The following is a 12,457-nucleotide window of genomic DNA, read 5'->3' as shown; positions in this document are numbered from 1 at the left end:
CACAGGTTAACTTTTTACGGAATAAACCTATGCGTTCTCCTTTTCGGCTTGGTCCTGCTACTTTAGTGACCGCTGCTTTTATTGGCCCCGGTACTGTGGTTACCGCCTCTATGGCCGGTGCTAACTTTGGTTTTGCTTTGCTTTGGGCACTGCTGTTCTCTGTTGTCGCCACCATGATCTTACAGGAAATGGCATCACGTCTTGGTATTGTGACGGGGCAAGGATTGGGTGAGAACTTAAGGCAGCAAGTGCAGCACCCATTGGCGCGTTTTGCTTTGTTTAGTCTGATAGTTTGTGCTGTAGTGATCGGGAACAGTGCTTATCAGGGAGGAAATTTAACCGGTGCCAGCTTAGGCGCCGATGCGCTATGGGGGCAAACGGATGGCATACTGGCGCTAAAAAACGACCTTAATCTAAACCCCTGGGCACTGCTGTTAGGCAGCTTAGCCATACTGGTGTTATGGCAAGGCCATTATCGATGGATTGAACGTTGGCTGATCTTACTTGTACTGGTGATGAGTTTAGCCTTTATCAGCACCTTGTTGCTGACTAAACCCGATGTCAGCGCTATGTTAACAGGCTTTATCCCGCACATGCCTACTGGCGCCACCTTAACAGTCATTGCTTTAATTGGTACGACCGTTGTGCCTTACTCGCTATTTTTACATGCCGCCAGCTCTGCGAAAAAATGGCAAAACCAGCCTGATAAGCAGCAAGCACTGGCAGAATCTCATGCAGATCTGCGCACGGCTATTCCACTTGGCGGTATTATTACTCTGGCCATCTTGTCTACCGCCGCAACCGCATATTTTGGCACAGGCTTAACGATGCACAATGCGGGTGACTTAGCGCTATCGCTAGAACCGGTGTTTGGGGTCTGGGCTAAGTATTTAATGGCACTTGGCTTACTTGCGGCGGGCTTGTCTTCCGCGATAACCACCCCCTTAGCTGCCGCTTATGCTTTAACCGGTTTGCTAAATCTCTCAGCAAATTGGTTTCGTTTAACCTGGTTGTTGATTATTGTGATTGGCATGCTGGTAGCGAGTTTGGGGTTGCGGCCGCTGACTATTATTTGGTTTGCTCAAGTGACTAACGGGTTGTTATTACCCATCATTACTCTGTGTTTATTGTGGGCGGTCAATTCCAGCTTGTTAGGGGCATATCGTAATAGTAAACGGCAAAACCTGCTGGGTTTTGCCGTATTTGCCGCCACCTTGCTGTTAAGTGGCAGAACGCTTTATCTGGCCTTTAGTTAAGCTAGCCACACTGCCTTAGCGCACAAAAATCTGATAGCCCCAGGCGGGTAAGACTAATGTTGTTTCTGCGCTAAAGGTGATCGCTTGCTGCGTAAAGTATTCAGTAAAGTTACCATGATGCAAATGCAGATCAAAACTCACTTCTTGTGGCTCAGCACTAAAATTAAACACCGCAAAAACCGCTTGCTCCTGGTTTTGTCGAACAAAACTCAGGACTTTGCGTTCAGCGCTATTGTGTACCGGAATCATTCTGGCACCCCAGGTTGAATTCCACAGTGGGCTGTAGCTTTTTTTGAGTTGAATTAATTGCTTATACAACTCGCCATTTTCATGTGGCTGCCACACTATCGGATCCCGCTCAAAAAACGCTAACCTCTTGTCATATCCTGCTTCTTGCCCGTTATAAATCATGGGAATGCCCTCACTAACAAAGGACAACACCATTGCAGCGGGCAACATGGCGCCAAAGCGTTCAAATTCGGTGCCTTCCCAGCTGTTAGCATCGTGATTACTCACGCCAAGCAAGCGCATGACTTGTTGCGGGTAGTAGCGCTCATTCCAGGAGTAGTATACATAAAGTTGATGGGTATCTTTCTTGCCCAGTGCTATGTCATGCATTGCACTGCCCCAGGTCCAGCCATAGGTTGCATCGAAAGCCTCGGCATGAAAGTCTCGCCCTTCAAACTCAGCCAGCATAAAAACAGGTTTAACTTGTTCTAATTCCTGGCGCACCGCAACCCAAAAATCTAAGGGAACAAAACCTGCTACATCGGCTCTGTAGCCATCGACACCAAATTCTTCCACCCAGTACCGCATGGCTGACGCCATATATTGCCGTAACGCTGGTTGGCTATAATCCAACTCTATGATGTCGCTCCAATCCCACCAGGGCGTTGGCCTAAAATCACCTTTCCAATCACGTAAGTACCATTCTGGATGCTGGGAAACCAATACATTATCCCAGGCGGTATGGTTAGCAACCCAATCTAAAATCACATACATCCCCAGCCTATGTGCTTCGGCGACAAAGGCGCTAAAATCTTCTTTAGTGCCAAACTCAGGGTTCACTGCCCGATAATCTTTTACTGCATAAGGGCTGCCTAAGCTGCCTTTACGGTTAATTTCGCCAATAGGATGTATCGGCATTAACCAGATAACATCAACGCCCAAGGCTTGCAAACGGGGTAACTCTGCCTTAGCTGCGTTAAAGGTTCCTTCTGCAGAAAATTGCCGGGTATTGAGCTGATAGATCACCGCATCTTTCATCCAAGCAGGATGACGTAATGTGACATACGGCGATATTTGCGTAACCTTTGCAGTACCTGCCTGTTTGGACGCCTTTGCGAGATGGCTAGCTGACTGACACCCGCTGCTCAAAGACGCCACTATTATCAAAGCTATTATTATCTTAATCATACCTTGCCTTTTCAATTTAACTGTTGCTTTTTTAAACTGACTTAAATGATTAAGAACTGCAAGGTGAATACGAATGCAAAACGTTAAAAGATAGCGATACTCACCCCAGCGCATACCAAGCTTAGTTAAACTCTGCCATAACGATCCTGGTAGCGCACGATGTCGTCCTCGTCGATATAATCGCCGGTTTGTACTTCAATCAGCTCTAGCACGTCCTTGCTAGGATTTGCCAGAGCATGCACACAGTGTTGTGGGATATATATCGATTGGTTGGCCTGTAATAGCTGCTCTGTGCCGTCGATGGTGACCTTCGCCGTGCCGGCAACCACTATCCAATGCTCAGCGCGGTGCTGGTGGCTTTGTAACGATAATGATTCGCCGGGCAATACCCGAATGCGCTTTACCTGATAGCCCCGACCTTGCTCAATAACATCATAGTTACCCCAGGGCCGGTAGACCTGTCGATGTACTTGATAAGCGGTGTCGCCCTCGGTTTTTAGCTGCTGTACAATAGCTTTAACCTGCTGAACCTGATCTTTGGCGGCCACCAACACCGCGTCTTTGGTTTGAATCACCACAGTATCCGTTAGGCCCACTGTTGCCACCAGCCCTGTTTCGGCATACACAAAGTTATTTGTACTGTTGTGTTGTAATACCTGGCCAAGGTGCACATTACCTTGCTGATCTTTTTCACTAAGTTGCCATAATGATGACCAGGAACCTAAATCACTCCAAGGGCTCGCAATCGGGACCACCACGGCGGCCTTGGTATGCTCCATCACCGCATAATCGATTGACTCAGCGGGGCATTGCTTAAACTCAGCCTGATCTAAGCGAATAAAATCTAAATCAGGTTGAGGCCTTGCCAAGGCTTTTTGACACTGCAGGTAAATGTCCGGTCGAAAAATCTGTAGCTGTTGTAACAACACACTGGCTTTAAACATAAAGATACCGCTGTTCCAATACACATTGCCTGAACTGAGCAAGGCTGCTGCAGCTGCGGCAGAAGGTTTTTCGGTAAACTGCTTTATGCGATATGCCGCTGTGCTATCGGCCACGGCCGCCCCCGGCACGATATAACCGTAAGCCGTTTCTGGTGCGGTAGCTTTAATGCCAAAGGTCACCAGGTGGTTTTGTTCAGCCTGGATTACCCCTTGGGTGACAGCCTGTTGCCACTGGCTATCGTCTGCCAGATGATGATCAGCCGGCAGCACCAACAGTATCGCCTCATCACCATAATGCTCCAGGGTATAAAACGCTGCTGCCGCTATCGCTGGCGCGGTGTTGCGTGCCGCAGGCTCTAATAAAATATTGTTGTTGAGTAATTGCAACTGCCGTAACTGCTCAGCAGCAAGAAAACGATGCTCTTCGTTACAGATAACCAATGGCTTGGCAGCCTGCAAGCTTTTTAGCCGCAGTAAGGTGGTTTGAAGTAAAGAGTGTTCGCCTTGTAGCGTTAAAAACTGCTTGGGCATAAACTCTCGCGACAAAGGCCAAAGGCGACTACCGCTGCCGCCAGCCAGGATCACAGGTAAAAGCATGGAATGGTGTTTCGTATTATCAGGATTGCTGGCTACTTTAACGCATCGTCGCTATTTAGCAACTTTTGCTGCTTGACGCTTTTGCTCAGCGGTTTTTATTGGCTGGCAGCAATACGCAAATCACGACGAGTTAAAAAGGAAAAACCAACGGAATTAGCACAATACACACCAGTAAATAAGTAATCGCCACCGGCACGCCCACTCGTAAAAAGTGCTTAAGTTTATAGTCACCCGCGTTAAAGACCATTAAGTTGGTTTGATAACCATAGGGCGTAATAAAGCTAGCCGACGCCGCAAAAGCCACCGCCATGACCATCGGCATAGTGTTAATGCCTAGGCCTTCAGCCAAGCTAAAGGCGATAGGAAACATCAGCGCCGCTGCGGCATTATTGGTAATCAGCTCGGTTAACAGATACGTGAGCAACATCACGCCAATAAAGGCAACCAGCGGCGATTCCGCGGCTAAGGCACCACTGGCAAAACTACTGATTGCCGCCGATAAGCCGGTCGTATTCATCGCCGTGGCGATACAGAGCGCACCGCAAACAATCAGCCAAATCTCAATAGGGAAACGTCGTTTTATTTCGTTAACCGATAAGCAGCCACTAAACAGCAACAACGACAATAAGAAAATACCGCCGGTTAATAGGGATACGTCGGTTAAAACGCTAACGGTAATTAGGCCGACAAAGCCCCACCAGGCAAGCTTTTCCCGCCAGCCACTGAGCATATGATCCGGTTTAATACCAGAGACCACATAAAAGTTCTTGCTTAAGTTATGCCGGCCGGCAAAATCAGGGCCGGTAGCTAATAACAAAAAATCACCGGCTTTTAAGGTAATATCACCAAGCTTACCGCTTACTCGCCCCCCATCACGCCGAATGGCAACAACCGCAGCATCAAAACGCGCCCGAAAACCACTTTCTTTTAAGCTTTTGCCAATAATGGCCGACTCTTCTTTAATAATAACTTCCGTTAGCTGTTGTGTCGCCAGCCCATTAGCCTCGGCAAATAACTGTAGACCCGGGAACTGTTTTAAGCTTAATACTTTTTGTACGTTACCGCTAAAGACCAGCTTGTCACCAGCCTCTAACACATCGTAGCGGGCCACAGGCCGCATTAGCTTATCGCCGCGATAAAGTTCTACTAAAAACAGCTCATCCAAACTGCGTAAACCTGCTTCTTCCACTGTTTTACCCACTAACGGCGAATCAGCTTGCAGCTTGGCCTCTAATAAATACTCGGTAGTTTTTTCCTGCTTTATCGCCGCTGCCGGCAAGCAACGGCTGCAAATTAATAGCACCAAGCCGCCAGCCAACACAACGCCTGCCCCCACCAGGGTAAAGTCGAAAAAGGCGAAGCCAGGCTGGCCTTTTTCAGTAAGCATAGAATGCACAATTAAATTAGTTGAGGTACCAATCAGAGTTAAAGTACCGCCCATAATAGAGGCATAAGATAAAGGAATAAGTAGTTTAGATGGCGCTACTTTCTTATTCGACAACACGGCATTTAGCATCGCCGCGACCACAGCGGTATTATTTAATACCGAGGAGGCCAAGGCAGAAAAGCCGACAGTGCGAACAACAGAGCCTTGTACTGAGGAGGTAAAAAGATAGGCGGAGATCCGCCGCAGCAAACTGGTTTTTTCCAGTGAATAGGAAATAAGCACCAACAACACTAAGGTAGCCAACCCCGGATTGGCAGCATTACGTAGCACATCCTGTGTACCAATAAAACCACTTAGCAGCAACACCAGGATTGCTGCGCCAAACACTTCGGTGGCATGCTGCTGAAAGCGAATTAACGCTGTCAGCAACAGCACCAACAGTACCAGCATAATTACGGCACTGTCTGACATCTTAGCCTTTACTCAGCTGTGGAAAGTGCTTGCGCAGTAATAAAATAAGCTCCTGCTCAAACTCAGATAGGCCGCTTATCCCCAGCTCAGGCTCAGCAACGTGCGCCACCAGCGCCGACTCGATCATCCCCGCGCCCACAGTAAGGTTGCTTAATCTGTCGATAATCACAAAACCACCGGTTTGCTTATTCTTGCTATAGCTATCAAAAGCCATAGCTTCAGTAAGCGTTATGTCCACCAAACCAATCTCGTTCATCGCTAATACGTCAGCTTCTTTCTCTGCCAAGGTATTTACGTCAATTCGGTGATGCAGCTTCTCCACCTCACCCGAGGTCGTTTTGCAGCTAAACTTAATGTAATACTGCCGCTCTACTTTCATCGGGCTATCGTGTAGCCAAATCAATCTGGCACGTAAGCGCGAGGACACATGCGGTAAGGCGTCTTTTTTCACCAGCATATTGCCGCGACTGACATCCACTTCGTCGTTCAGGGTAATGGTCACCGCCTGATTGGCAAAAGCCTGTGGCAAATTACCATCGAAGGTCACGATTTCTTTTACGGTAGATACCGTACCAGACGGTAATACCCGAATCGCATCGCCTACGGCAACACTGCCTGAGGCAATGGTGCCCTGAAAACCGCGAAAATCTGAGTTTGGCCGGCTCACCAGCTGCACCGGAAAGCGGAAGTCTTCATTGGCTACTGCGCTAATGTCGATATTTTCCAGATATTGCATTAAGGTTGAACCACGGAACCAGCTGAGTTTTTCACTGGGGTTTACCACATTATCGCCTTCTAAAGCCGAAATAGGCACAAAGCGGATATCGGGAATATCTAAGGAGCCTGCCAGTTTTAAATACTCTTCCTGGATTTCTTTGTAACGCGCCTGTGAGTAATCCACCAAGTCCATTTTATTAATGGCGACAATCACATGCTTAATACCCAGCAGCGAGCAGATAAAGCTGTGGCGGCGGGTTTGTGTTTGCACACCGCGCCGTGCATCAATCAAAATTATCGCTAAATCACAGGTAGAAGCACCGGTGGCCATATTACGGGTGTATTGCTCATGCCCTGGCGTATCGGCAATAATAAATTTACGCTTGTCGGTAGAAAAATACCGGTAAGCCACATCAATGGTAATGCCCTGCTCGCGCTCTGATTGCAGGCCATCCACCAGCAAAGCCAGGTCAATATTGTTTCCCTGAGTACCGACCTTTTTGCTATCTTCAGTAATAGCGGCTAACTGGTCTTCAAAAATCATTTTACTGTCGTGCAGTAAACGGCCAATTAAGGTGCTTTTACCATCATCGACACTACCACAGGTGATAAAACGCAATAATTGCTTGTTTTCGTGTTGTTTTAAATAGGCCAGAATATCTTGTTCTATTAAAGCTGATGCATGACTCATCTTTTAATCCTCTAAATGGTGTGCTGTTTTTAATCGCTTGCGCCAAAATACGCTAAGGCACTTGTCTGCCTTGGTTTTGGCCTGACTTAGGCTGCGTTAAAAATACCCTTCCATCTTTTTCTTCTCCATCGAGCCACTGCTATCATGATCTATCACCCGCCCCTGCCGCTCGGAGGTTTTGGTTAACAACATTTCCTGAATAATATCCGGTAAGGTCGCCGCCGTTGATTCCACCGCACCAGTAAGTGGGTAGCAGCCTAAGGTCCGAAAGCGCACCTGTTTCAGTTGCGGCACTTCGCCCTCACGTAGCGGCATGCGCTCATCATCCACCATAATCAGGGTACCATCGCGCTCTACTACCGGCCGCGCCTTGGCGAAATACAGCTGTGGAATAGCGATATTTTCTAAATAGATATATTGCCAGATATCTAGCTCAGTCCAGTTTGACAGCGGGAAGACCCGAATACTTTCGCCCTTATCCACCCGGCCGTTGTAGATATTCCACAGCTCCGGCCGTTGGTTTTTTGGATCCCAGCGATGGTTTCGATCGCGAAACGAATATACCCGCTCTTTAGCGCGGGATTTTTCTTCATCACGACGGGCACCACCGAAGGCGGCGTCAAACTTGTATTTATCAAGCGCCTGCTTTAGGCCCTGGGTTTTCATCACATCGGTATGTTTGCTGCTGCCGTGCGTGAAAGGGCCGATGTTCATGGCCAAACCATCGGGGTTTTGATGCACTAGCAGCTCAAAATCATGCTCTTTCGCCATCTGATCGCGAAAGGCAATCATCTCTTTGAATTTCCAGGTGGTATCGACATGCAATAACGGAAAGGGAATTTTACCCGGGTAAAACGCTTTACGGGCTAAATGCAGTAACACAGAAGAATCTTTGCCTACTGAATACAGCATCACCGGGTTTTCAAACTCGGCAACCACTTCACGGAAAATTTGAATAGATTCGTTTTCGAGGGCTTTTAAATGGCTTTGAAGAGGCGCGGCCATAGTAACTCCAACATCTTAATAATAATGTTGGCAGCTTACCAGAACAGTATAAAAAGCATAATCTTGTTTTGGAATAAGATATTTCCATCCAGATGGCTACCCACTTATCCACACAACTCCGGTACAGGCCAGACCTCAGAGCTCTTACCGGTACCGGAGTTGTGTGGATAAAGTCATGTGGATAAATTATAGGGCTTGCTTTAACGCGGCTAAAATTCGGCTACAGGCTTGGCCATCACCGTAGGGATTATGCGCAAAACTCATGCTGTCATAGTAAGCTTTATCATCAAATAAACGGCTTACTTCGCTGACAATTTTCTGCCGATCGGTACCAACTAATTTAACGGTACCGGCGCTTACTGCTTCAGGACGCTCTGTGGTATCACGCATTACCAGCACAGGCTTACCTAATGAGGGAGCTTCTTCCTGGATGCCACCTGAGTCAGTTAACACTAAATAACTACGGCTCATTAAATAGACAAAGGGTAAGTAATCTTGCGGCGCGATAAGATGCACATTGCTCACATCACTTAACAAGCGATACACCGGTTCTTTCACATTAGGGTTTAAATGCACCGGATAAACAATGTCGCAATCGGGATAAGCTTTGGCAATATCAGCCAAGGCAGCACAAATCTGTTCAAAACCGCCGCCAAAGCTCTCACGACGATGCCCCGTGACTAATACCATTTTCCGATCAGGGCTAACAAAAGGAAATTGCGCGGCAAACTGCTGGTTTAGCGTAGTGTCTTGTTCTACCTTACCAACCACTTGCAGCAGTGCATCAATCACGGTATTACCGGTGATCACAATATGCTCTGGCGTAACATTTTCTAAGCGCAAATTTTGCGCAGACGTCTCTGTGGGAGCAAAGTGAAAACGAGTTAGAGCGCCTGTTAACTTGCGATTCGCTTCTTCTGGCCAAGGGCTGTAAATATTCCCTGTGCGCAGGCCAGCTTCGACATGCCCTACCGCAATTTTTTCGTAATAACACGCTAGAGCAGCAGCGAAGGTAGTGCTAGTGTCGCCATGAACTAAAACAACATCGGGCTGAAAATCACGTAATACCGGCTTGATATTCAATAGAATACTGGTGGTCACATCATATAGATCCTGACCCGGTTTCATAATGGCTAAATCATATTCAGGAATGATATCAAACAGTTTTAATACTTGATCCAACATTTCACGATGCTGGCCAGTGACGCAAACCCTGCTGTCAAAAGCCGAGTCTTGCTTTAACTGATTGACCAAAGGGGCCATCTTAATAGCTTCAGGCCGGGTGCCAAACACGCTCAATACTTTAATCATTTTATCCCTCAGAGGTTAATTGCTGGCGCAGCGCCACGACCGAATTGAACACCAACTGGTCGTACCGGTACCGGAGTCTGTTGAATAAGTTGTGGATAAACAGATCGGACCGGTACCGGAGACGTGTGGATAATTTTTAGTCGATGTCGTCGAGAAAATCGAGGATGTCGTCGTCGAGTGTTTCTTCCGGTGCAGGCGGGTTGCCATCATAAATTTTAAATAATTGCCGCTGAAAATAACCTTCCTTTACAAAAGAGTATGGATCAAGCGAATTGTTCAACATATTTTCCACTTGCATTAGCTGCTCGCGACCGTCCAGCGCCATTATGGCCGCTCTGGTAAGGGTTAGCGGGGTATTTAACAAACCTAGTGGAAAATATAATGTATCAACAATACCCCCTGCAGTGCCTCGCACCGTAGTAGGCCCGCGAGCTGGAACCATTAAATAAGGTCCGTCACCTACGCCCCAAACAGCAAGTGTTTGATTGAAGTCTTCATCGGCATTTTCCAAGCCTATTTTACTGGCAACATCAAAAATGCCGAGTACACCTACAGTGCTGTTCACCAAAAATCGTCCGGCGCTAACCGCGGCTTTCTCGGGTTTGGCTTGCAAGATGCTATTTAAAAAGCTGGCAGGTTCACCAAGGTTATCAACCACATTGATTAAGCCTTTACGGGCTGGCTTAGGGACAACCGCCATATAACCTACGGTTGCTGGGCGTAAAATATATGCGTCCAGAATGTCGTAGTTAAAGTCCCACAGTGAGCGATTAACCCGCTCGAACGGATCTCTTGGATCATCATAAACCGGTGCCTGATTGACCGGTACTTGCTCTGCTTGTTGTTTAGCCTGCTCAGAGCTGGCGCAAGCCGTTAAGCTCAATACTACAGCAAGTAAAAAGGTACGGCTAAAAAGTGCTGACATCTTAGGGTTCCAAGGTTAACTGTAATGTTAAATGTGGTTGCTCAAAACGCAGTGGCGCTGACACCACTTCAACATCTTGTGCTGAACGCTCAACTGTACCTGAAATTGCGATACGTGCAACGACTTCAATCTGCTCACTCTGGGTTAAATCCCAACCGGGTTGCATGGCATCTGCGGTGCTCAAATTGATTGTAACTAACCCTGACTGCATAGGCAGACGTTTTGCAGCTAGCGGTAATGGCGGTCCACCTATTGCCCGGGCAAAGACAAATAAGCTAGCGTCTGGAAAATCCGTTGCAAGCGTATCCGCGATACTAAGCGTTAAAGTGATACTACGTTCATTCTCAGCAACGACCTCTGCAGTCGCTGCCGCCGTTTGCCCCGTTAGCTCAGCTAAACGCTCAGCAACAACCGCTAAACGTGGATCATCAGCGTCTAAGCTGCTCGCTAACAGTTGCCAGGCTGAAATAGCTTGCTCGTTGTCACCCCGCTCATGCGCAATAAGCGCCATTAAAGACACCGCGTCGATATTATCTGGCTCTTTCATCAGCACTTTAGCAACACTTTGCCCAGCTTTTGCAAGATTATAGTCACCACCGAGCATGATTAACGCCTGGCTATAGCTTATTAGCAGTGGTGTACGCTCCGGCATCAACTTTAGTGCGCGTTCAAAAGACTCGACCGACTCCTCCAGCATACCTAGCGTCATCCAGACGCGGCCAAGCAGCATCCAGGCTACGGCATCATCGCCTTCTTTATCTAACTTAGTACGTAGCGCCAGCGAGAACAATTGCATATCGCGCTCATTCATTGGCTCTCCTTCGCCTAACAAAGCACGCTGACCATAAGTGGCCAGATTCTGTTGTGCCAGCTCCCAATCTGCTAACTCTCGATAATGCCCGTTCTGACTGTAAATAACGCCGACAATTACCAGCACAAACACCACTAAACTAGAGTGAAATAACACCTTATGCTTAGGTTGTTGATACAACACGGCTTTCTGTTCTTGCTCTAAAAACTGATCTTTTAACTCAGCTGCGGCACTACTAAAGTCTTGCTCGGCTAATTCACCCGCATCCCGGGCCAGCACTAATAATTGCAGACGCTCTTCAAATAATTGCGCCGGGGTTTGATGATTCTGCGCGCTGGCTTTACGTGGCCAAAAAATAAAAAGCGCACTTAGTGCAAACATCACTGCAGCGCCGGCAACGATTTGCCAGATCATAACTTTTTACTCCGATAACGTTCGATAATGTGATCAAGCTCATTACTTAATAGGGCTTTTTGTTGTGCTGCTTTTGTAGCCGTCTCTGACAACACTTCTGAGGAGGTACTATCGTCTTCATCAACATTCCGGCGACGGCGTAATTGAAAAAGAAATAGTGCGACTAACATTAAAACCGGCAGTAACCACAGCCAAATGGTAACTGAGTTAACCGGCGGCTGGTAATGCACAAAGTTACCGTAGCGGTCGATCATATAATCCAGCACTTGCTGCCGATTGTAGCCTTGCAACACTAACTCATGAGTTTTTTCGCGCATATCCACCGCCACCACGGCATTTGAATCGGCGATATTTTGGTTTTGACACTGTGGGCAGCGTAATTCTGCAGTTAGCTGCGCGTAGATCCGGCGCTGTTGTTCCGATTCAAAATTAAACAGCTCCTGGCTTTGCTCGGCAACGGCCGTTGCCGCGAAACTCAATGTTACTATCAAGCATAATAACCTGGCGACATA

10 protein-coding genes are annotated in these 12,457 nt (G+C 47.5%); 1 reads left to right on the top strand and 9 read right to left on the bottom strand.

Annotated elements, in window-relative coordinates:
- Positions 1-29 precede the first annotated feature (29 nt).
- On the top strand, positions 30-1,256 hold the full coding sequence (locus IE163_RS10850) for an Nramp family divalent metal transporter (RefSeq protein WP_189432979.1): 1,227 nt from the start codon (positions 30-32) through the stop codon (positions 1,254-1,256).
- 15 nt (positions 1,257-1,271) lie between these two features.
- Here the strand turns inward: IE163_RS10850 and IE163_RS10845 are convergent, their stop codons facing one another.
- The 9 genes from IE163_RS10845 to IE163_RS10805 all read right to left on the bottom strand — a co-directional run bounded on the left by IE163_RS10845 (position 1,272) and on the right by IE163_RS10805 (position 12,436).
- On the bottom strand, positions 1,272-2,672 hold the full coding sequence (locus IE163_RS10845) for an alpha-amylase family glycosyl hydrolase (protein ID WP_189432978.1): 1,401 nt from the start codon (positions 2,670-2,672) through the stop codon (positions 1,272-1,274).
- Between the two features lie 125 nt (positions 2,673-2,797).
- Entirely contained in the window at positions 2,798-4,213 is a 1,416-nt protein-coding gene (locus tag IE163_RS10840; RefSeq protein WP_189432977.1) for a mannose-1-phosphate guanylyltransferase/mannose-6-phosphate isomerase, read from the bottom strand.
- A 130-nt stretch (positions 4,214-4,343) separates the two neighbouring features.
- A complete protein-coding gene (locus tag IE163_RS10835; protein WP_189432976.1) occupies positions 4,344-6,071 on the bottom strand; it encodes an SLC13 family permease in 1,728 nt (575 codons plus the stop codon).
- Position 6,072: 1 nt separating this feature from the next.
- On the bottom strand, positions 6,073-7,479 hold the full coding sequence (gene cysN / locus IE163_RS10830; RefSeq protein ID WP_189432975.1) for a sulfate adenylyltransferase subunit CysN: 1,407 nt from the start codon (positions 7,477-7,479) through the stop codon (positions 6,073-6,075).
- 96 nt (positions 7,480-7,575) lie between these two features.
- Positions 7,576-8,484 (bottom strand): sulfate adenylyltransferase subunit CysD, encoded by a 909-nt coding sequence (cysD, locus tag IE163_RS10825; protein WP_189432974.1) that lies wholly within the window; start codon positions 8,482-8,484, stop codon positions 7,576-7,578.
- Between the two features lie 186 nt (positions 8,485-8,670).
- Positions 8,671-9,795, bottom strand: coding sequence for a non-hydrolyzing UDP-N-acetylglucosamine 2-epimerase (wecB, locus tag IE163_RS10820; protein WP_189432973.1), 1,125 nt, complete (start codon positions 9,793-9,795; stop codon positions 8,671-8,673).
- Positions 9,796-9,931: 136 nt separating this feature from the next.
- On the bottom strand, positions 9,932-10,720 hold the full coding sequence (locus IE163_RS10815) for an MlaA family lipoprotein (protein WP_189432972.1): 789 nt from the start codon (positions 10,718-10,720) through the stop codon (positions 9,932-9,934).
- 1 nt (position 10,721) lies between these two features.
- On the bottom strand, positions 10,722-11,945 hold the full coding sequence (gene ccmI / locus IE163_RS10810; protein WP_189432971.1) for a c-type cytochrome biogenesis protein CcmI: 1,224 nt from the start codon (positions 11,943-11,945) through the stop codon (positions 10,722-10,724).
- Positions 11,942-12,436, bottom strand: coding sequence for a cytochrome c-type biogenesis protein (locus IE163_RS10805; RefSeq protein WP_229833531.1), 495 nt, complete (start codon positions 12,434-12,436; stop codon positions 11,942-11,944). Before IE163_RS10805 ends, ccmI begins: the two co-directional genes overlap by 4 nt.
- Positions 12,437-12,457: the final 21 nt, after the last annotated feature.

The sequence above is a fragment of the Alishewanella longhuensis genome (assembly GCF_014653435.1).
In the GTDB taxonomy this organism is placed as follows: Bacteria; Pseudomonadota; Gammaproteobacteria; order Enterobacterales; family Alteromonadaceae; genus Alishewanella; species Alishewanella longhuensis.
Note: the sequence above shows the minus strand (reverse complement) of the source record. Positions and strands in the feature narration are given on the sequence as shown.

What these genes read in the sequence shown, in the direction of transcription:
- IE163_RS10850 (WP_189432979.1), top strand. Translation starts at nt 30, where the DNA reads ATGCGTTCTCCTTTTCGGCTTGGTCCTGCTACTTTAGTGACCGCTGCT.
- IE163_RS10845 (WP_189432978.1), bottom strand. Translation starts at nt 2,672, where the DNA reads ATGATTAAGATAATAATAGCTTTGATAATAGTGGCGTCTTTGAGCAGC.
- IE163_RS10840 (WP_189432977.1), bottom strand. Translation starts at nt 4,213, where the DNA reads ATGCTTTTACCTGTGATCCTGGCTGGCGGCAGCGGTAGTCGCCTTTGG.
- IE163_RS10835 (WP_189432976.1), bottom strand. Translation starts at nt 6,071, where the DNA reads ATGTCAGACAGTGCCGTAATTATGCTGGTACTGTTGGTGCTGTTGCTG.
- cysN (WP_189432975.1), bottom strand. Translation starts at nt 7,479, where the DNA reads ATGAGTCATGCATCAGCTTTAATAGAACAAGATATTCTGGCCTATTTA.
- cysD (WP_189432974.1), bottom strand. Translation starts at nt 8,484, where the DNA reads ATGGCCGCGCCTCTTCAAAGCCATTTAAAAGCCCTCGAAAACGAATCT.
- wecB (WP_189432973.1), bottom strand. Translation starts at nt 9,795, where the DNA reads ATGATTAAAGTATTGAGCGTGTTTGGCACCCGGCCTGAAGCTATTAAG.
- IE163_RS10815 (WP_189432972.1), bottom strand. Translation starts at nt 10,720, where the DNA reads ATGTCAGCACTTTTTAGCCGTACCTTTTTACTTGCTGTAGTATTGAGC.
- ccmI (WP_189432971.1), bottom strand. Translation starts at nt 11,945, where the DNA reads ATGATCTGGCAAATCGTTGCCGGCGCTGCAGTGATGTTTGCACTAAGT.